General features: G+C 63.9%; 18 protein-coding genes. 10 read left to right on the forward strand and 8 right to left on the reverse strand.

Annotated elements, in window-relative coordinates; translation table 11 throughout:
- Positions 1-176: 176 nt before the first annotated feature.
- Entirely contained in the window at positions 177-1,220 is a 1,044-nt protein-coding gene (locus MKK62_RS21830; protein WP_240263750.1) for an epoxyqueuosine reductase, read from the forward strand.
- Positions 1,221-1,234: 14 nt separating this feature from the next.
- On the opposite strand, the gene MKK62_RS21835 is transcribed toward MKK62_RS21830, so the two are convergent.
- Positions 1,235-2,464 (reverse strand): osmoprotectant NAGGN system M42 family peptidase, encoded by a 1,230-nt coding sequence (locus MKK62_RS21835; RefSeq protein ID WP_240263749.1) that lies wholly within the window; start codon positions 2,462-2,464, stop codon positions 1,235-1,237.
- 100 nt (positions 2,465-2,564) lie between these two features.
- Here MKK62_RS21835 and MKK62_RS21840 point away from each other — a divergent pair, with 100 nt between their 5' ends.
- The 5 genes from MKK62_RS21840 to MKK62_RS21860 all read left to right on the forward strand — a co-directional run bounded on the left by MKK62_RS21840 (position 2,565) and on the right by MKK62_RS21860 (position 7,860).
- Positions 2,565-3,056: a ferritin-like domain-containing protein gene (locus MKK62_RS21840; RefSeq protein WP_240263748.1), complete on the forward strand. Its 492-nt coding sequence runs from the start codon at positions 2,565-2,567 to the stop codon at positions 3,054-3,056.
- Positions 3,057-3,094: 38 nt separating this feature from the next.
- The gene (locus MKK62_RS21845; RefSeq protein WP_240263747.1) at positions 3,095-3,544 is read left to right on the forward strand and encodes an SRPBCC family protein; all 450 of its coding nucleotides are present in this window, start codon (positions 3,095-3,097) and stop codon (positions 3,542-3,544) included.
- Between the two features lie 290 nt (positions 3,545-3,834).
- Entirely contained in the window at positions 3,835-4,248 is a 414-nt protein-coding gene (locus tag MKK62_RS21850; protein ID WP_240264001.1) for a Fur family transcriptional regulator, read from the forward strand.
- A 39-nt stretch (positions 4,249-4,287) separates the two neighbouring features.
- The gene (katG, locus tag MKK62_RS21855) at positions 4,288-6,528 is read left to right on the forward strand and encodes a catalase/peroxidase HPI (protein ID WP_240263746.1); all 2,241 of its coding nucleotides are present in this window, start codon (positions 4,288-4,290) and stop codon (positions 6,526-6,528) included.
- A 165-nt stretch (positions 6,529-6,693) separates the two neighbouring features.
- Positions 6,694-7,860 (forward strand): glycosyltransferase, encoded by a 1,167-nt coding sequence (locus MKK62_RS21860; RefSeq protein WP_240264000.1) that lies wholly within the window; start codon positions 6,694-6,696, stop codon positions 7,858-7,860.
- A 1-nt stretch (position 7,861) separates the two neighbouring features.
- On the opposite strand, the gene MKK62_RS21865 is transcribed toward MKK62_RS21860, so the two are convergent.
- Together MKK62_RS21865 and MKK62_RS21870 are read right to left on the reverse strand one after the other, a co-directional pair.
- A complete protein-coding gene (locus MKK62_RS21865; protein WP_240263745.1) occupies positions 7,862-8,614 on the reverse strand; it encodes a DUF1906 domain-containing protein in 753 nt (250 codons plus the stop codon).
- 3 nt (positions 8,615-8,617) lie between these two features.
- Positions 8,618-9,469, reverse strand: coding sequence for a class I SAM-dependent methyltransferase (locus MKK62_RS21870; RefSeq protein ID WP_240263744.1), 852 nt, complete (start codon positions 9,467-9,469; stop codon positions 8,618-8,620).
- A gap of 61 nt (positions 9,470-9,530) precedes the next feature.
- On the opposite strand from MKK62_RS21870, the gene MKK62_RS21875 reads away from it, so the two are divergent.
- Positions 9,531-10,571: a class I SAM-dependent methyltransferase gene (locus MKK62_RS21875; RefSeq protein ID WP_240263743.1), complete on the forward strand. Its 1,041-nt coding sequence runs from the start codon at positions 9,531-9,533 to the stop codon at positions 10,569-10,571.
- A 122-nt stretch (positions 10,572-10,693) separates the two neighbouring features.
- Positions 10,694-11,503: a glycoside hydrolase family 16 protein gene (locus MKK62_RS21880; protein WP_240263742.1), complete on the forward strand. Its 810-nt coding sequence runs from the start codon at positions 10,694-10,696 to the stop codon at positions 11,501-11,503.
- 51 nt (positions 11,504-11,554) lie between these two features.
- Here the strand turns inward: MKK62_RS21880 and MKK62_RS21885 are convergent, their stop codons facing one another.
- Positions 11,555-11,884: a hemophore-related protein gene (locus tag MKK62_RS21885; RefSeq protein ID WP_240263741.1), complete on the reverse strand. Its 330-nt coding sequence runs from the start codon at positions 11,882-11,884 to the stop codon at positions 11,555-11,557.
- Positions 11,885-12,052: 168 nt separating this feature from the next.
- Here MKK62_RS21885 and MKK62_RS21890 point away from each other — a divergent pair, with 168 nt between their 5' ends.
- Positions 12,053-13,339, forward strand: coding sequence for an acyltransferase family protein (locus MKK62_RS21890; protein ID WP_240263740.1), 1,287 nt, complete (start codon positions 12,053-12,055; stop codon positions 13,337-13,339).
- Between the two features lie 66 nt (positions 13,340-13,405).
- On the opposite strand, the gene tpx is transcribed toward MKK62_RS21890, so the two are convergent.
- The gene (gene tpx, locus MKK62_RS21895; RefSeq protein WP_240263739.1) at positions 13,406-13,909 is read right to left on the reverse strand and encodes a thiol peroxidase; all 504 of its coding nucleotides are present in this window, start codon (positions 13,907-13,909) and stop codon (positions 13,406-13,408) included.
- Positions 13,910-14,048: 139 nt separating this feature from the next.
- Here tpx and MKK62_RS21900 point away from each other — a divergent pair, with 139 nt between their 5' ends.
- Positions 14,049-14,891: a glycoside hydrolase family 16 protein gene (locus MKK62_RS21900; protein ID WP_240263999.1), complete on the forward strand. Its 843-nt coding sequence runs from the start codon at positions 14,049-14,051 to the stop codon at positions 14,889-14,891.
- A gap of 3 nt (positions 14,892-14,894) precedes the next feature.
- On the opposite strand, the gene MKK62_RS21905 is transcribed toward MKK62_RS21900, so the two are convergent.
- The 3 genes from MKK62_RS21905 to MKK62_RS21915 form a co-directional block, all read right to left on the reverse strand.
- Positions 14,895-16,379, reverse strand: coding sequence for a glycosyltransferase family 39 protein (locus MKK62_RS21905; protein ID WP_240263738.1), 1,485 nt, complete (start codon positions 16,377-16,379; stop codon positions 14,895-14,897).
- A 142-nt stretch (positions 16,380-16,521) separates the two neighbouring features.
- The gene (locus tag MKK62_RS21910; protein ID WP_240263737.1) at positions 16,522-17,304 is read right to left on the reverse strand and encodes a hypothetical protein; all 783 of its coding nucleotides are present in this window, start codon (positions 17,302-17,304) and stop codon (positions 16,522-16,524) included.
- Positions 17,305-17,363: 59 nt separating this feature from the next.
- Entirely contained in the window at positions 17,364-17,960 is a 597-nt protein-coding gene (locus MKK62_RS21915; RefSeq protein ID WP_240263736.1) for a TetR/AcrR family transcriptional regulator, read from the reverse strand.
- Positions 17,961-18,142 lie beyond the last annotated feature (182 nt).

Genomic DNA, 18,142 nt, shown 5'->3' on the forward strand with positions numbered 1-18,142 from the left:
TCATCTTCGTGCAAACCACGGCCACAATCCAGGCCCCTCTGCGCAAGTGGACTTTTCGTGAATATCGGCTTGACCACCGGTGAAGCGCAGCGTGATCCGTTGCCACGTAACAAGATTCCGTCAGCGGAAAGATCCTGACTGGACACCGAGTCTGAGTATAGTCTACTATATCTAGGGTGACACCACAGGTTCCGCGGCGTCTCGCCGAGCACCCGACTGTCCAGAAAGTGCTTGCCGATCGGACCGATCGGCAAGCACGCACCGACGTGATCGACGCCGAGTGGCTCAGGTCGATCTGTCTGGCTGCCGGGGCCGATGACGTCGCATTCGCCTCGGTGGACAATCCCGAATTGGCCTCCGAGATACCGCACGTGCAGCAAGCGCTGCCCGGTACGCGCAGCTACATTTCGCTGGTAGTCAAGATGAACCGGGAGAACGTGCGGTCACCGGCGCGCAGCGTGGCCAATCAGGAGTTTCATCGCAGCGGCGAGATCCTCAACGAGGCCGCCCGCGAGATCACCCGCGCATTGGAGGATCGCCGATACCGAGCACTCAACCCATCCGCGACGTTTCCCATGGAAATGGACCGCTTCCCGGGACGGATCTGGGTGGTCGCGCACAAACCGGTCGCGGTCGCCTCGGGCCTTGGCGTCATGGGTATACACCGCAACGTTATTCACCCGCGGTTCGGCAACTTCATCTTGCTCGGCACGATCCTCGTCGACGCCGACATCAGCTCCTACGGGCAGCCACTGGACTACTCCCCCTGCCTGGAATGCAAGTTGTGCGTTGCGGCCTGTCCGGTCGGCGCGATCGGCAAGGACGGGGAATTCGATTTCTTCGCGTGCTCGACCCACAACTACCGGGAGTTCATGGGCGGCTTCACCGATTGGGTCCAAACAATCGCGGACAGCTCCGACGCGAGCGACTTCCGTTCACGGGTAAGCGATTCCGAGAACGCCTCGATGTGGCAGAGCTTGTCCTTCAAGCCGAACTATAAGGCGGCGTATTGCCTCGCTGTGTGCCCGGCCGGCGAGGAGGTCATCGAGCCCTATCTCGACGACCGGAAAGAATTCATGAACAGAGTCCTGAAACCCTTGCAGGACAAACGCGAAACGCTTTATGTCCTACCAAACTCGAAAGCAAAGGCGTACGCCGAGAAGCGCTTTCCGAACAAGCCTGTGAAGGTCGTCGACGGCGGCGTCCCGGGACGCAGCTAAGCACTTAGCGGAGGTCAGGGCACGTCGGATGGCGGCCAGTGCGAGCCCGGGGATACGTCGCCCGGGTCGCCATGTTCACCGCGGGCCAACGGCACCCATTGCTCGCTGGGCGCCGGCTGTTGCGACGACGGAAAGTCGCGCAACTTGCCAGAGGGGTGAGCGTCCCACTTCGCGAAGGTCAGCGGTGTCTGCAGCCAGGCATGCAGCAGGTTGTAGGTCGCCTCGAGCGACTCGATGTGGGTGCGTTCCCAACCGTGGCTACCGTCCAGGCCGAAGCCGACCAGCGCCGCGCGGGTACCCGCGCCCGCCTCGATGGCCGCGGCCGCGTCCGATCGGTAGTACCGGAACACGTCTCGCGCGTACGGAATCTTCTGCTCCTCGGCCAGGCGGCACAGCTTTCGGGTGAGGTGATAGTCGAATGGGCCGTGCAGGTCGGCCATCGGGATCGTCACGCCATCCTCGATGGAGTGTTGACCCGGAGCGCATACGGCGTTGTCGACCGAGACCAGTTCGGCGACGTCGGCCGGCAGCCCGTCGCTGGCGCCGTGCCCGACTTCCTCGGTGATCGTCACCATGATCGTGGTCCGATGCGGCAGCACGACCTTCTTTTCGGCGAAGCTGCGGGCCAGTGTCAGCGCAACCGCGACTCCCGCTTTGCCGTCGAGGTGACGCGAAACGATGAAGCCATCGGCGGCAAGTTCCGGGCTGGTGATCAACGCGACGAAGTCACCGACCGCGATCCCGAGTCGAACCAAGTCCTCGCGTGACGAAACCTTCCGGTCGATGCGAACCTCCACGTGCTCCCAGCCAGTGGGTTGGGTGTCGATCTCGTCGCCGAAGGCATGGCCGCTGGCCTTGAGCGGAAGCACCGTGCCGGTGATGAATTCGTCCGGATCGTCGCTGAAGATGCGCACGCGGGCGCCCGTGGCGAATCGTGCCGAGAAGGTTCCGACCGGAATCAACTCGAGCCGACCGTTGTCCTTGAGACCGCGGACCATGCAACCGATCGTGTCGGCGTGCACGACCACAGCGCGGTCGGTGGTCTGCGATTTACCTGGAAGTTCGGCGATCAACGCGCCGCGGCGAGTCAGCGAAAACGGCACGCCGAAGTCGTTGAATATGTCGCCTATGACCTGCATCACGACGTCGGTGCGCCCCGAGGGGCTCGGCGTTTGCAGAAGAGCCAGCAGCGTGTCAATCATCCACGCGCGGTCGGATTCGGGCATGACCGCCTTCTTGCCCACGTCGTCTCCCTTGTGCGCTCGTTACGGAATGAGATCCAACCAGCACCTTTGCTGGGCAGTCCGAGCCGCATGGCGGCTCAGACGCAATACCTCGAACGTAGTGGTTCGCCTTCAAGTCTTTGCTGTGGCCCACTGCCAGGTTTCAGGTGCAGTGCGCCGGGTGATACCTGCCGGCATGGATAAAAGCAGCTTTATCGACTCGCTCAACGAGGACCTCGGCACCGAGTATCAATCCATCGTCCAGTACATCCAGCATGCTGCGACGATCAAGGGGCCTGAGTACCACTCGATCGCCGCAGAGATCGACACGCATCTGTCGCAGGAACTGGAGCACGCAAAGATCCTCGCGCAGCAAATCGACTTCCTCGGTGGCAAGCCGACCGTCAAAGTGCCGGACGTGCCTGACGTGTCCGACGGTGTCGCGGCACTCAGGGCAGACGTCGACCTGGAGCGCCGGCAGCTGGACCGCTACCGCAAGCGCGTCGCCGAAGCCAACGACCTGGGCCTCCCGGATGTGGCCGAGGCACTTCGGCCGTTGCTACAACAAACCCAGGATCATGTCCGGGAGCTCGAAGATGCCCTGCAGGGCTGACGGCGACCGGGCCGGGCCCCGCTGGCAGGATTGACGGCATGGCTGTCACCGAATCGCGTCGGGTCGTCATCGAGGCGACGCCCGAGGAAATCATGGACGTGCTGTTCGATCTCGAATCGCTGACGGAATGGTCATCGGCGCACCAGATGGTCGAAGTGCTCGAGCGCGACGAAGACGGCCGCCCGACGAAGTCGCGTCAGGTCGTCAAGATCGTCGGCATCACCGACGAGCAGGTGTTGGACTATGCCGTCCACGACGACGGGGTGAGTTGGACCTTGGTCAGCTCGAAGCAGCAGCGGGCTCAAGAAGGTCGCTACCGTCTGACGCCCGACGGAGGGTCGACCGCGGTCAGCTTCGAGTTGACGGTCGACCCGACGGTGCCCCTGCCGGGGTTCCTCATCAAAAAGGGAGCCAAGGGACTGATGGAGACAGCCACTGACGGTTTGCGCAAACGTGTTCTCGCAGTGAAAAAAGAGCGCCGCGGCTGAATATTCTCGGCTGACTTTTGCAGACCCGCGCGGCAGCATCCGCCGCCGCGATGACGCCGAATTGCTCGACCGCACCGGATCGTCGAGTTCTTTGTGTGCCCAATGATTTTGGAGCATGGTTCGTGTCGTGCCGCAAGACCCGGTGTGGGCTATTCATTTCGTCGCCGCGGAAAACTAACCGGGTCGCTTAATCTTCGATCACGTCTAGATCAGGTCTTGACTGATTCCAGATAAGAGCGAATATTGAGTTCGTGTCGTCATCGGAGACGGATTTCCCGGCACAGCTGCGCATGGCCGAACTGCGCGTGACCCGGCCGCGGGTCGCTGTGCTCGAGGCGGTTCACCAGCATCCCCATGCTGACACCGAGACGATTCTGTCCGCCGTCCGCCGCCACCTTCCCGATGTCTCGCGACAAGCGGTCTACGACGTCCTCAATGCGCTGACCGCGGTCGGCCTCGTCCGCCGGATCCAGCCGTTGGGCATGGTCGCCCGTTACGAGTCGCGGGTCGGCGACAACCATCACCACGTCGTGTGCCGGTCCTGCGGCGTGATCGCCGACATCGACTGTGCGGTCGGTGATGCGCCGTGTCTGACCCCATCCAACGACGATGTGCTCGATGGCTTCGTGCTCGACGAGGCCGAGGTCATCTATTGGGGTCTGTGCCCCAACTGCTCCACTGCAACGTCCGGATCACAAAAGTGATCACAGCCCAACTAATCACCAACCCCTGAAAGGAACGCAGTGTCATCCGATACATCGCAGAGCCGGCCGCCCCACCCGGAGACCAGTACCGGCAGCGGTAGCGAGAGTGAGAATCCGGCACTCAAATCACCGGAACCGAAATCGCATGCGCCACTGACGAATCAGGACTGGTGGCCCGATCAGGTCGACGTGTCCCGTCTGCACCCGCATGTGGCTCAATCCAACCCGTTGGGCGAAGACTTCGACTACGCCAAGGAATTCGCCAAACTCGATGTCAACGCCTTGAAGGCCGACCTGATATCGGTGCTCACCGATTCCCAGGATTGGTGGCCGGCCGACTACGGCAACTACGGCGGACTGTTCATCCGGATGAGCTGGCACGCTGCCGGCACCTACCGGATCTACGACGGCCGCGGCGGCGGTGGCCAGGGCATGCAACGTTTCGCCCCACTCAACAGCTGGCCCGACAACGGAAACCTGGACAAGGCGCGGCGACTGCTGTGGCCGGTCAAGAAGAAGTACGGCAGCAAGATCTCGTGGGCAGACCTGCTGCTGTTCGCCGGCAACGTCGCCCTAGAAGCCATGGGATTCAAGACATTCGGCTTCGGCTTCGGGCGTGAAGACGTCTGGGAGCCCGAGGAGATCCTCTTCGGCGAGGAAGACGAGTGGTTGGGCACCAACAAGCGTTACTCCGGTAAGCGCGACCTCGCGCAGCCGTACGGGGCGACGACGATGGGCTTGATCTACGTCAATCCCGAAGGGCCCGAAGGCAAACCGGATCCCGTCGCGGCGGCGGTCGACATTCGCGAGACTTTCGGCCGGATGGCGATGAACGACGAAGAGACCGCAGCGCTGATCGTCGGTGGCCACACCTTCGGCAAGACCCACGGCGCCGGCGATCCCGAACTGGTCGGTCCCGAGCCCGAAGGCGCTCCGATCGAACAGCAGGGATTGGGCTGGAAGAGCTCGTTCGGCAGCGGCAAGGCCGAAGATGCCATCACCAGCGGGTTGGAGGTGGTGTGGACTCCCACGCCGACCAAGTGGGACAACTCGTTCCTCGAGACGCTGTACGGCTACGAGTGGGAACTGACCAAGAGCCCGGCCGGCGCATGGCAGTTCACGGCCAAAGATGGCGCGGGCGCCGGGACCATCCCCGACCCATTCGGCGGCCCGGGGCGCGCGCCGACCATGTTGGTCACTGACCTCTCCATGCGCGAGGACCCGATCTACGGCGAGATCACCAGGCGGTGGCTCGACCATCCCGACGAGTTGGCCGATGCCTTCGCCAAAGCCTGGTACAAGCTCCTGCACCGCGACCTGGGGCCGGTCTCCCGCTACCTGGGGCCGTGGGTCGCCGAGCCACAGCTGTGGCAGGACCCGGTGCCGGCCGTCGACCACCCGCTGGTGGACGAGAAAGACATCGCGGACCTCAAGAAGAAGGTCCTCGACTCCGGTCTGTCGGTGCAGCAGCTGGTGAAGACCGCGTGGGCGGCGGCGGCAAGCTACCGCAACACCGACAAACGCGGTGGTGCCAACGGTGCGCGGCTTCGGCTTGAGCCGCAACGCAATTGGGAGGTCAACGAGCCTTCCGAGCTCAGCAAGGTGTTGCCGGTCCTGGAGAAGATCCAGCAGGACTTCAATGGCTCAGCCTCTGGCGGTAAGAAGGTCTCGCTGGCCGACGTGATCGTGCTGGCCGGCTCCGCCGCGGTCGAGAAGGCCGCCAAGGACGCCGGATATGAGATCGAGGTGCACTTCGCACCGGGACGCACCGATGCATCGCAGGAGAGCACCGACGTGGAGTCGTTCGCGGTGCTCGAGCCGCGGGCCGACGGGTTCCGCAACTACGCGCGACCCGGTGAGAAGTCGCCGCTGGAACACCTCCTCGTCGAGCGTGCCTACCTGCTGGGTGTCACCGCTCCTGAACTGACCGTGCTGGTTGGCGGTCTGAGGGCGCTGGGCGCCAACCACGGCGGCAGCAAGCACGGCGTGTTCACCGACAGGCCGGGCGTGCTGACCACCGACTTCTTCGTCAACCTGCTCGATATGGGCACGGAGTGGAAGCCGTCGGAGACCGCGGAGAACGTCTATCAGGGCTACGACCGATCGTCTGGTGAGGCCAAGTGGACGGCGACCGCCGCCGACCTGGTGTTCGGGTCGAACTCGGTGCTGCGCGCGCTGGTCGAGGTCTACGCACAGGATGACGCCCACGCGAAGTTCGTCGAGGACTTCGTCGCGGCCTGGGTGAAGGTGATGAACAGCGATCGGTTCGAGCTGAGCTAACTGCCTGGTCTGCGTGAGACGCTGCGCCCCGCGAGCTCCGGTTCGCGGGGCGCAGTGCATTTGTTCGTCCGGCAAGCTTCCGGTGACGTTCACTGCAGAAGGTACGGGTGCCGCCGCGGCCAGGCTAGACTCGTCGCCGCCAATGTCCCGCGAGTGAGGCTCACCATGAAGATTGTGCTGGCCGCGTACGGAAGCCGGGGCGATGTCGAGCCGTGCGCGGTCGTCGGCCGGGAGTTGCGGCGACGCGGCCACGAGGTGCGCATTGCGGTGCCGCCCAACATGGTTGCATTCGTGGAGTCCGCCGGCCTCGACGCGACGGCCTACGGGCCCGACTCGCACGCGCAGCTAAATAGCGCCACGGACTTCTTCGTCGGCAACATGAAAAATCCTTACGGCTCACTCCCCGGCGTCGTCGAGCAAGTGACCAAGGTGTGGGTGGACAAGGGAATGGCGCTCGACTCCCTCGCCGAAGGCGCGGACGTTCTCGTGACGGGAATGAACGAACAGCGACTTTCGGCCAATGTCGCTGAGCATCACAAGATTCCGTTGACCGCGCTGCACTTCTTTCCCGCGCGGCTGCAAATGTCCGGCCAGCTGAACTCCCTGCTGGTGAAGACGTCCGAAGGGCCGCTGCGGCGGGCGCTGGGCATGCCCGAGGCACCCGAGCCCACGCCGGCGGTCTTGGAGATTCAGGCCTACGACGAACGCTGCCTGCCGGGACAGCCCGATGAATGGGCAGAGCCCGGTAAGCCGTTCGTCGGTGCGCTGAGTCTGGAATTACCGGCGAACGCCGACGCCGAGGTGCTGTCATGGATGGCCGAGGGAACGGCGCCGGTGTATTTCGGCATGGGCAGCACGCCGATCTCACCGCCTGCCGAGATCGTGGACATGATGATCGCGGTCTGCGCGCAATCTGACCGGCGCCTGCTGATCTGCACCGGACCGAACGATCTATCCAGATTCGATCGCTACGATCACGTCAAATTCGTCGATGCGGTCAGCCACGCCGCGATTCTTCCCGGCTGCGAGGCGGCCGTCCATCACGGCGGCGCCGGCACCACCGCGGCGGTCATGCGGGCCGGCGTGCCTTCGTTCGTCCTGTGGCTCTGGCTTGACCAGCCCGTCTGGGCCGCGGGCATTCAGCAGCTGAAAGCTGGTTTGGGACAGCGTTTTTCGGATGTCACCCCGCAATCGCTGGCGCTGGGGTTGAAATCTATCCTCACCCCTGACCACCTCGCCCATGCGCGGATGATCGCCGGGCAAATGATCACACCGGAGGAATCCGCCACTGCGGCCGCCGATCTGGTGGAAAGCACCGCGCGGGCGGGTTAGGTCACCGATTGAAGTCCCACTGCCCGTAATCGGCGGCGAGCACCTCGTCGACGTCAATGTGTATGCCGCCGAGAAGCGGTCCGGGCTCGGATGGGGTGTTGACCACCTCCTGGTACAGCACGGCCGCCGCCTCCCGCTGGCCGTGCGACCAGGCTTTGGTCTGCCATGCCCACAGGTGTCCCGGGGTGCTGGAACGGCCGATGACACCATCGTTGATCGCCCAACGACAGGACTGGACGTGTCCATAGATCCCGGTTCGCTGCACGCCAAGTACCGAGTTGATACCACGAAACCAGTTGACCGCCATGCCCTTCCAGGTATCGGCGTCGATGTCGTCGTCCACGCTGAAGAAGATCGGCGCGGAGCCGCTGCCGCCGGCTGCATCGTGAAGGCGCAGCGCGGTGCGCGCGTCAGCCACGCCGCCGTCGAAGCCGCGGGTGAAGTCCGACGGCGCGGTTCCGTTCGGTTTGCCGTATTGGAAATTGCTGACGATGTGCAATCCGGCGGCACGCAGCGAGTCGGCGTATTCGCGGGTCAAGGGTTTGGCTTCGAAATTCGCAGCAGGGCGCGATTCCGAGACGTAGTTCACCACCCCGACGTAGCCGGCCGATTTGATCTCGTTGGGTGCTATTCGGCGCTCCGCAAAGTCGATCAGCCGCGGATTGTCCGCCGCCGCTTGGCGCCCGTCGGGCGGCGCGAGGGCGAGCAGGCCTGCGGCCGCGGTGTATTTAGCGAATTCGCGTCGTGAAATCATGTCTCAGCTCCTGCGCGTAAGGAGTGCCGTCGCGCTCCAGGGTCTTCTACCCGGATGGCGTGGATTAGGCTGCGGTACCCATAAGGCCGGCCACATGAAAAGCGGCAATCGGTGAAATCGCCTGGCGGCCGGCATGAGCGGTTCCGATTCGACGACTCGCCAGCCCAGGTTTTCGAAGTAGGCCAGCCCGTTCTCCGGTGCGAAGATGAACGGCGCGTTCTGCAACAGGCCGGACATTTTCTTGTTCATCAATCGTTTCAGGCCCGGGCCGTTGAAGTCGAACATCCACCAGGCCACCTCCGGCCGGTTGAGTGCGCCTGAAAGCGCATCGACATCACTGTCTTTCAGGTACATCAGCAGGCCTTCGGTCAGTACCAGCGCACTGGTCGCGCCGCCTAGCGCTTCGTCGAAGAACGCGTCGCGAGCCGCTGGGTCCGCCAGGTCGACAGCCGACCGGGTCAACCGGCACCGGGGCACCTGGTCGGCGAGGAGTTCCGCCTTCTCTTCGAGCAACTCCGGAAAGTCCGCTTCGATCCATTGGAATTCGGGCGGAAGGTCCAACCGGTACGGCCGGGTGTCCAAGCCCGCGGCCAGATTCAGGACTCGGTCGCAGCCACCCGTGATCGCCTGGGCGATCGCGTCGTCGATGATCTTGGTGCGAGCGACCAACCACCAGCCGCTGCGGCTCGACGCCGGCGCGTTCGCGACGATCTCGCGGCCCTGCGTCCCCGCGAGGCGCTCCGCGAGTGGATCGCGGAACAATGCGTCGGCCCGAGACGACTCGACGGCGCGGTACAGCGCAGTCCACCTCGCCGTGTCCGAGACGTGCGTGATCACGTGCCCGCCGTCTGACATACGTTGCGTTATAGCACTCGCGCGCTGGTGGAATGAGGGTTGGGTCGTGTACAAGGGTTGCATGCACGAACCGGCCGCCAGGCCCGTCAGCCCGGCCAAGCTGCACGAGGCGACTGTCCGGCGCTTGTATCGGCGATCGGTCGTCACCGCGCAGATAACGGTGCCGGCCGTCCCGGGCATGCTCGACGAGTACGTGAGAATGTGCGACAACATCTTTGCCGCCTCGGGAGTGCAGTACACCGACGAGCAATCCGCTCAGCTCCGGACGGTGCTGGAGGCCGAGTTGATCAAGGCCTACACCGCATCCACCCGCTCGAACATCGTGATCTCCTTCCACGCTCCGTTCGGTATCGGGGTGAATTACCGCGTCACAACGGAATCGGTGACGCTGGGCGGCGCCTACGACGGTTGGGTCGCCACCCGCGAAGGCCCGCTGTTCGGCACCGAACCAGACGCCCGGGTGTGGGCGCTTGCCAGCGAAATGGCCGAGCCCGGCGCTCAACCAGTGCTCGACGTCGGCGCCGGGACCGGTCGCAACGCTCTGGCGCTGGCCCGACGCGGGCACCCCGTCGACGCGGTAGAGATGAGCCCGAAGTTCGCCGAGATCATCCGCGCGGAAGCCGAGCGCGAATCGCTGCAGGTACGCGTGATGAACGGCGACGTATTCGAGACCATGGACGGGGTCCGTCGCGACTATGCGCTGATCATCCTCGCCGAGGTAGTCCCCGATTTTCGGACGACAGGTGAGCTGCGCGGAATTTTCGAACTGGCGGCCGACTGTTTGTCTCCGGGAGGGCAGCTGGTGTTCAACTCTTTCGTGGCGCGCGGGGACTACGTCCCCGACGATGCGGTGGTTCAGCTCGGGCAGCAGTGCAACACGATGATCTTCACCCGCGACGAATTAGCCGCCGCCGCAAACCAATTACCGTTCGAATTGGTCAGCGACGACGCGGCGTGTGAGTACGAGAGAATTCATCTCCCCGAAAGCGCCTGGCCACCAACGGATTGGTTCGAGGGCTGGGCTAACGGACTCGACGTGTTCGATCTTGATGCGCAGGACTCCCCGATCGACCTGCGCTGGCTTGTCTACCGCAAGACGTGACCGCCAACGACGATGCAGAGCGCAGCGATGCTGAGGAGTGGCGCCAATGACCCGCTCGGCGGTTCACAACCGTCCACCGCCCGCACGATGAGGCCGGTAACAGCTGCTATGGTGCTGTGCCTATGCCGGAGATGGATCGCCGCACGTGGTTGTTGATGACGGGATTCGGCGTGTTGGGCGCCGCAATCAGCATTCCGGAGGCCGGGGCAATGCCACGGCCGCCGGCCGCACCGGCCGGAAACTACATTTTCTCCGACGACTTCGACGGTCCAGCCGGATCTGCGCCTGATTCGTCGAAATGGGCGGTGGCGACGGCGCGCGAAACCATCAAAGATCCGACGCACTGGGAACTACCCGAAAATATCGGCCAGTACCGCGACGACCGTCGCAACGTGTTCCTCGATGGCAAATCCAACCTGGTGATCAAAGCGGCGAAAGACGGAGCCACGTTCTACGGCGGCAAGATCCAGAGCAGGTGGCGGGGCGGGGTCGGCCACACCTGGGAAGCGCGAGTCAAACTCGAGTGCTTGACCGCGGGAGCGTGGCCCGCCTACTGGCTCGGAAACGACGACCAGGGCGAAATCGACATCGTCGAGTGGTATGGCAACGGCAGCTGGCCGTCAGCCACCACCGTCCACGCCAAAGCCAACGGCGGCGAGTGGAAGACCCAAAACATCTCAGTCGACAGCGCCTGGCACACCTGGCGGTGCCAATGGGACGCCGGCGGCATGCGGTTCTGGAAAGACTTCGTCGACGGGGCAGCGCCCTACTTCACGGTGTCGGCAGACTCGTTGCCGGATTGGCCGTTCAATGGTCCCGGCTACACCGTTTACCCCGTGTTCAACCTTGCCGTAGCCGGATCCGGTGGCGGCGATCCCGGGCCGGGCAGCTACCCGGCACAAATGCTGGTCGACTGGATCCGGGTCTGGTAAGACGCGAATGACGGGGCGAACCCTCAGGTCCACCCCGCCATTCAACGAGCGTCAGAAATTGTTGCAGGTGACCGCAACCTGGTTGATCAGCGGCAGGTACTCGTTCGCCTGCGCGGGGAACTGCGCCTCGGCTTGCTGCGCCATCTGAATGCGCTGCGGGGGCGGCGAGGCGAGGTAACGCTGCAGGAAGCCGCTGGCCAAGCCCGAGTTGCGGAGCTTGGTGCCGGCGCCCGGCTGCTGGGCGTCGAGCGCCGCCACTACCTGCGGATAGCTGCACGTTGTATTGATTGCCGCCGGAGACAGGTCATCAGCGGACGCGATTCCCGCGCCAGCGAGCGCCGACACTGCCAGACCCCCAGCTAAAGCAGCCAGTTTGCTCATTGAACGCGTAACCATAAGTGGAACACCTTCCGGAATACGAAATCGCCGAACCTCGGCGTCGAGATTCTCAGTTTAGCGGAAGTAATTGATGCCTCGACTGGTCGAAGATGGGACTCATGAACCTCATAGGTCACGCTTAGCTTTCTCGCACCCCGGTAGTTTTCTGGGATGACCGAGAGTCCGGCTCGCAATCTTGCGGTGGATTTTTATCGCGTTGCCGGGGTGATCTTGATCGTGCTGGGCCACTGGCTCGCCGGGGCGGTGACTTACCGCGACGGGTCGTTCGGCAGGCAGAATCCGCTACTGGACCAGCCGTGGACGCAGTGGCTCACCTGGCTGTTCCAAGCGGTACCGACATTCTTTCTGGTGGCCGGATATGCGGCTGGAGTGTCCTGGAGCCATCGACATGGCCGCGACGAAATGCCGCGTCCCATGTGGCTTCGGCATCGTCTTGCCCGGGTGCTGGGCCCGACGACGGTCTACGTCGCGCTGGTGTCGGCCGTCGTGATTGCCGCTGAGAGCGCTGGCGCGTCGGGTTCACTACTGGAGTACGCCGGTTGGGCCGTCGCCATGCACCTCTGGTTCCTCGCCGTCTATCTTGTCGTGGTCTGTCTCACGCCGATCGCATTTGCGGCACAACGACGTTGGGGACTTGGTGCGGCGGCAGCCCTCGCCGTGGGCGTGACGGCGGTCGACGTCGGCTCCGTGGCGGCGCACCTCCCCTATTTGGGCTGGCTGAATTATCTGCTGTGCTGGGCGCTGCTCTACCAGCTCGGAATTGCTTGGCAGCGGGGTTTTTTGGGCGGGGTCAGGGCGGCGATACTGACAGCCGGTTCGATGTGCGCGCTGTGGCTACTGATCTGGCTCGGTCCATATCCGGTCAGCATGATCGGCGTTCCCGGTCAAGCTGTGCAGAACACCGAGCCGCCCTCGCTGGCCATGGCCGCATTCGGGTGCGCGCAGGCAGGATTGGTGATCGGTGCTGCGCCGTTGATCGACCGGGCTTTGCGTGCGGATGCGGCTCGGCGACTCCTGTCGCGCGCCAATACCAATGTGATGGCGCTCTACCTGTGGCACATGATCCCGGTCGTGCTCGTTGCGGTCGTCGGCTATCCGGCCAGGCTGTTGCCGCAACCAGTGGAAGGCAGTACTGCCTGGTGGCTGGCCCGACTGGAATGGGTCACGATCCTCGGCCTGGTAACGGCGGTAGCGCTGGCCTTGATGTGGCAGGCGCGGCGGCTGTTCGCTGCGCCGCTGCCAGCGCTCGGGGTGCTCCGAGGACGTCGAGCGGAACCAGTCCTGATAGTCGGTGCCGCGATGGGGTCATACGCGCTGGCGTACCTGGCGGCGGAAGGTTTCGCGCCGTCGGGGCACTTCGCCTGGCTGACTGCCCTGATCTTCGGCGCCGGCGTCCTGCTGGTGACTTTGTGTGCACCGCAACACCCGGGCCTCTGAGCGATTATGCTGCGGCACTTCTGGTTTGGCGTCTACCCCATCGACGAGAGCTAGACGCCCAACCGGTCAGGACGCCGCGTTGAGTGCGGCGAGCGCGGCGTCGTAATCGGGCTCCTGCGCGATCTCGGGCACGAGTTCTTCGTAGGCGACATTGCCGTCGGCCCCGATTACCACGACGGCGCGGGCCAAGAGTCCAGCGAACGGCCCGTCGGCGATCGTGACACCGTAGTCCTCACCAAAGGAGTCACGGAACGCCGACGCGCTTTGCACGTTCTCGATGCCCTCGGCGCCGCAGAAGCGGGCCTGCGCAAACGGCAGGTCCTTGGACACATTCACCACGGAGACACCTCCCGCGGCGGCACTCTCGTTGAACTTGCGCACGCTAGTCGCGCAGACGGGTGTGTCGACGGACGGAAAGATGTTCAGCAACACGGGCTTACCTTGGAACTGTTCGCTGGTCACCGCGCTCAGATCCGACCCGGTCAGGTTGAACGCGGGCGCCTTGGCGCCGACAGCCGGCAGCTCGCCGACGGTGTTGATCGTGTTTCCGCGCAAAGTTATCTGTGCCATGCGCACAGTCTGCCAAAGTTCGCTCCCCCGGTGCTGGGCCGGGTCGCCGTTGTCCTCAAAGCGAAACTGGCCCGGCGGCAACCCGCGGGCCCTCTGCGAAAGGTGGAGGTTCTCTTATAGGGTTCCGGCTGTGGCGAGGATGAATCGACGCGACATGCTGTTGACCACCGGAATGGGCATGCTGGCGGCCGCAGCCGCGGCCAATGTGCCAGAAGCAGCCGCCAACCCGACGCATGGGTCGCCCCCGGCTGCCCCGACAGCGGGTCCGACCGGGCCGTATCTGTTCCAGGACGAGTTCGACGGCCCCGCAGGTCAGGGCCCCGATTTGGCGAAGTGGACGCCTCAGACGTGGCAGGATGACGTGTTCCCGCCGGTCGACGGCATCTATCGAAGCGGGAATGTCTTCCTGGACGGCAATTCGAACCTCGTCCTGCAAGCGACCCAGGAAAACGGTCAGTACTTCACCGGAAAGCTTCGCGGCAACTGGCACGGCATGATCAACACCACCTGGGAAGCCCGGATCAAACTCGACTGTTTGTACCCCGGCCTCTGGCCCTCATTCTGGGCCGTCAACGAGGACCCGCAACCTGACGGTGAGGTCGACCTCTTCGAGTGGTACGGCAACGGCCAGTGGGCACCGGGCACGACGGTCCACGCTGCATCCAACGGGAAGACCTGGGAAGGAAAATCGATCCCGGGGTTGGTCGACGGCGGTTGGCACACCTGGCGAATGCGTTGGGACGAAGAGGGATTCAAGTTCTGGCGGGACTATGTCGACGGCGCAAAGCCGTATTTCAGCGTTCCGCCGAAGCCTATCCACGTCTTCGGCGCTCCCCCTGAAGACAAGCGGTGGCCGTTCAACAATCCCGGCTACTGGATGGCACCCATGTTTACGCTGGCGGTCGGCGGAGTCGGCGCCGGCGATCCCGCTGGTGGTACTTTCCCGGCGCGCATGCTGGTGGACTACATACGCGTCTGGTAGCGGTCATCGCACCGCTTTGATCACCTGCACCAGGTTGAATTGCCACCGTTCGACGAGCCGGAAACCCAGGTCACGCGGAACCGCGTAGGCCGGTGTCGCACCGTAGCGCTCGCCGGGCGGAAGCACTGCGGCCTGCTCATGGTCGGGCCTGGTGTGATCGGCCTGGGTGATGATCCACACCACGCCGCAACGGCCTAAGGGCTTTGCGACAACCTCCGGTATGAGGTTGGTGTCGAAGACGGTGTTGCGGTCCGTCGCCCGCTGCCACAGCGTCAGATCGATCAGCTTCCGGTAGGCATCCGGACGCGCCGCCATCAACGGTCGCATGGGTGCGGGCATGAAAGTCACCGTGTCGTTGACCAACAAACAATCCCCCGGCGCCGCGTGGGCGGTGATCACGTCGGCGACTTGGCTGTAGTCCATACCGTATTTCGCATAGGGACTACGTTGCACGAGAGCGTAATTCGGAGCCGCCGCGACGGCGAGCAGCCCGACGATCGCCGTCGCGGCCCAACGCGTGACAGCCAACGCGCCGATGCACACACCCAACACCAGCGCTACCGCCGGCGCGGTGAAGGACAAATAGCGCGGCGTGTACAGCGGGTGCACCCACGCCGACCAGGCGACGATCACCGCCGTGGGTATCGCCAGCCATCCGATCGCCAGCGTCAACAGTTGGCGATCTGCCTCGTCGGGGCGGGCGGACGTGAAGACGTACAACGAAATGGCCGCTGCGACTGTCAGCGCGGACACGATCGTGAACGGTGGGCTTCGCTCGAAATACTGTTGGATCGTCACGTCCTCGATCGTGCGATGGCCGATCGGCGCGACCCAGCTGATCTGATGGGTTTGGCCGGCCGCCACGACCAACAGGGGTAGTACGGCGCAGCCGGTCACGATCGACGTCACCGCGAATCGAGATACGACTTTCCGGCTGCGTAGAAAGGCACAGATGAAAACGAAGTGGGCCAACGACAACAGGATGAGGTAGATATCGAGCACTACCGACACGGCCAGGACGAGCCCATAAGAGCACCATGCCCCGACGCTGTCCCGGCGCGTGGCACGAACGAACAGCACTGTCACCCACACCGCCGCAAGCATGGAGAGGGCATACGGTCTTGCCTCGACGCCCGCCCACGTCGCCCGAGGCAGGATCGCGCAGATGACTCCCGAAGACACCGCGACCGTGCGAGACGAGAATTGCTTGCCCAGCACCACTATCCCCGCCGCGGCGCCCCCGACAGCCAAGCCGCTGGGCACGCGCGACCAAAATTCCGTGGGCGCAACGATGCTGAACCAACCGTGCATGAGCAGGTAGTACAAGCCCTCGACGGCGTCAACGTTGTGCAGCATCTGCCACAGCTGGCCCAGGGAGCGGCTGTAGGAGGCCGAAATCGTGGCGGCCTCGTCGTACCAGAACGACGGTCGCCCCGCACCGGCCAGGCTCACCACGGCGCCCACCACCGCAACGATCAGCGGATCCACCCATTCCCTTCGGAGACCGCGAAACCTGGCGATCGCAGATCTGGAGGAGCCGCTGAACACGTCGCCATGGTGCCAAAGCGCTGAGTGCGGCGAACTGCCGGGATGACCCTCGTCAGCCCGGATCGGACTCGTTGGTCGCCGGTCAGCGACGCGACTGGCGCACCTTGTAGGTCGACGGCCATGAATGACGGGTCTCGTCTCCCACCAGCGCCGTGCCTTTGCTCCCGACCTTGACGGCGTACGCCTCTTCGCCGGCGCCGACCTCGCGGTTCGCGTGCTCTTGAGCCAGGTAGTACAGCTCGTCGATGGTGGCCTCGTGATAGGCGACAAACGTCGTCTTTCGTTCGATGTCGCCGGCGGACGCCGTCATCCAGTCCGGCAGAATTCGGGTGGCCAGTGCGCCGAACCCGAAGAGCGTGGCCGGCACTATCCAGTACCCGATGTAGTCGACGGGCGCGTGCATGTCGGCGATCGATGCGTCGGCGGCCACGATCGGCGGGATCAACGACGAGAGCGTCATGGTCGCGAGCACGGCGACCCAGAGCCAGGTCAGTCGAGTCGTGATCTGGCCGAAGACGTCACTGCTGACCACCGAGGGCGGTTGGTTCGCGGCGGCATACTCGTGCACGAACGATGCGCCGAATTGTCGGCCAACCAGTACGGTCAGCAGCGCACCGCCAAAGCTGATCGCCAGCGCCCAGCGCTGCAACTCCGACGCGCCGATCAGCACGGTCAGCACACTGATAATCAGAAACGTTGTCGCGGAACCAATTTCAAGCGACCGCCTGGGTGTCCGAGTGAGATAGCCGACCGCTAGTCCGGCGACGCCGAGCACGAATGCGACCAGCGCCGCCGCAAGCAACGGTGTATTGCCGACCAGAATCCAGTACACGATCCACGGTGCGAAGCCGAAAACAATACCCACGATCGGTCAGTGTATGAGCACCGTCACAACGCGGTGGCCGCCGGGTGTCGTGCAAGTGCTCAGCATTGCAGACTGCGCAGGGTGCTCTTGACGAAGTTCCTCAACACTTCGTCGCGCTCGCGCCCGGGCACGCCGGCGCTGACGAGTTGCGCGTGCACTCCGATGAGAAAGAACGCGGCACTGTCGTAGGGGTCGACGTCGTCATAGAGTTCGCCGCGAATGCGGGCCCGCTCGATCTCGGCGGCCAGCAACAAAAACGTCGGATGCTTGGTCCAGTTCTCGTCCTTTGGCGCTGCCGGGGAGAAGTAAAGGCTGATGACGTCACGAAACAGCGCAGCGCCCCAACGACTTTCGAGTGCCACCACCAACCTGATGATTTCGGTCAACACCGCCGACAGATCGCGCCGCACATCGAGGAACCGGCTGAGCTCCTCGGCGAGGTAGTCCTCGTCGCGGCGGATCAGCTCGAGCAGGACGTGCTCTTTGGTCGGGAAGTGAAAGTAGAACGTGCTCCGGGCGACCCCGGCGGCCTCGACGATCGCGTTGATGTCCGCCGCTTGCGCTCCGGCACGCTGAAACTCGACGATGGCCGCATCGAGCACTCGCGCGCGCGTCTGCTGGCGCTGAGCTTCCCGACTCGTCGCAGTTCCCGACACGCTCCGCATTCTGCCGCACACACTTCAGTCGCTGACGGATATCACTGAAAATCGCAGGCTCCAGGCACCCAGCACGACGACTACCCTCGCCGACATCTGCTCTTAGAGCATAAAACTGCCTCAAGATGTTCGACCGAAACTCGAAGTATCGACGGTTTCGTTGTTATCTGTCAGCGAAAGTG

The organism is Mycobacterium paraterrae (assembly GCF_022430545.2).
Lineage (GTDB): Bacteria > Actinomycetota > Actinomycetes > Mycobacteriales > Mycobacteriaceae > Mycobacterium > Mycobacterium paraterrae.

Bases quoted from the DNA above. Each gene is read 5' to 3' on its own strand.
- MKK62_RS21885 (WP_240263741.1), bottom strand. From the start codon at position 11,884: ATGAGCAAACTGGCTGCTTTAGCTGGGGGTCTGGCAGTGTCGGCGCTC.
- MKK62_RS21900 (WP_240263999.1), top strand. From the start codon at position 14,049: ATGAATCGACGCGACATGCTGTTGACCACCGGAATGGGCATGCTGGCG.
- MKK62_RS21865 (WP_240263745.1), bottom strand. From the start codon at position 8,614: ATGATTTCACGACGCGAATTCGCTAAATACACCGCGGCCGCAGGCCTG.
- MKK62_RS21850 (WP_240264001.1), top strand. From the start codon at position 3,835: ATGGCCGAACTGCGCGTGACCCGGCCGCGGGTCGCTGTGCTCGAGGCG.
- MKK62_RS21875 (WP_240263743.1), top strand. From the start codon at position 9,531: ATGCACGAACCGGCCGCCAGGCCCGTCAGCCCGGCCAAGCTGCACGAG.
- MKK62_RS21890 (WP_240263740.1), top strand. From the start codon at position 12,053: ATGACCGAGAGTCCGGCTCGCAATCTTGCGGTGGATTTTTATCGCGTT.
- MKK62_RS21870 (WP_240263744.1), bottom strand. From the start codon at position 9,469: ATGTCAGACGGCGGGCACGTGATCACGCACGTCTCGGACACGGCGAGG.
- MKK62_RS21845 (WP_240263747.1), top strand. From the start codon at position 3,095: ATGGCTGTCACCGAATCGCGTCGGGTCGTCATCGAGGCGACGCCCGAG.
- MKK62_RS21880 (WP_240263742.1), top strand. From the start codon at position 10,694: ATGCCGGAGATGGATCGCCGCACGTGGTTGTTGATGACGGGATTCGGC.
- MKK62_RS21860 (WP_240264000.1), top strand. From the start codon at position 6,694: ATGAAGATTGTGCTGGCCGCGTACGGAAGCCGGGGCGATGTCGAGCCG.
- tpx (WP_240263739.1), bottom strand. From the start codon at position 13,909: ATGGCACAGATAACTTTGCGCGGAAACACGATCAACACCGTCGGCGAG.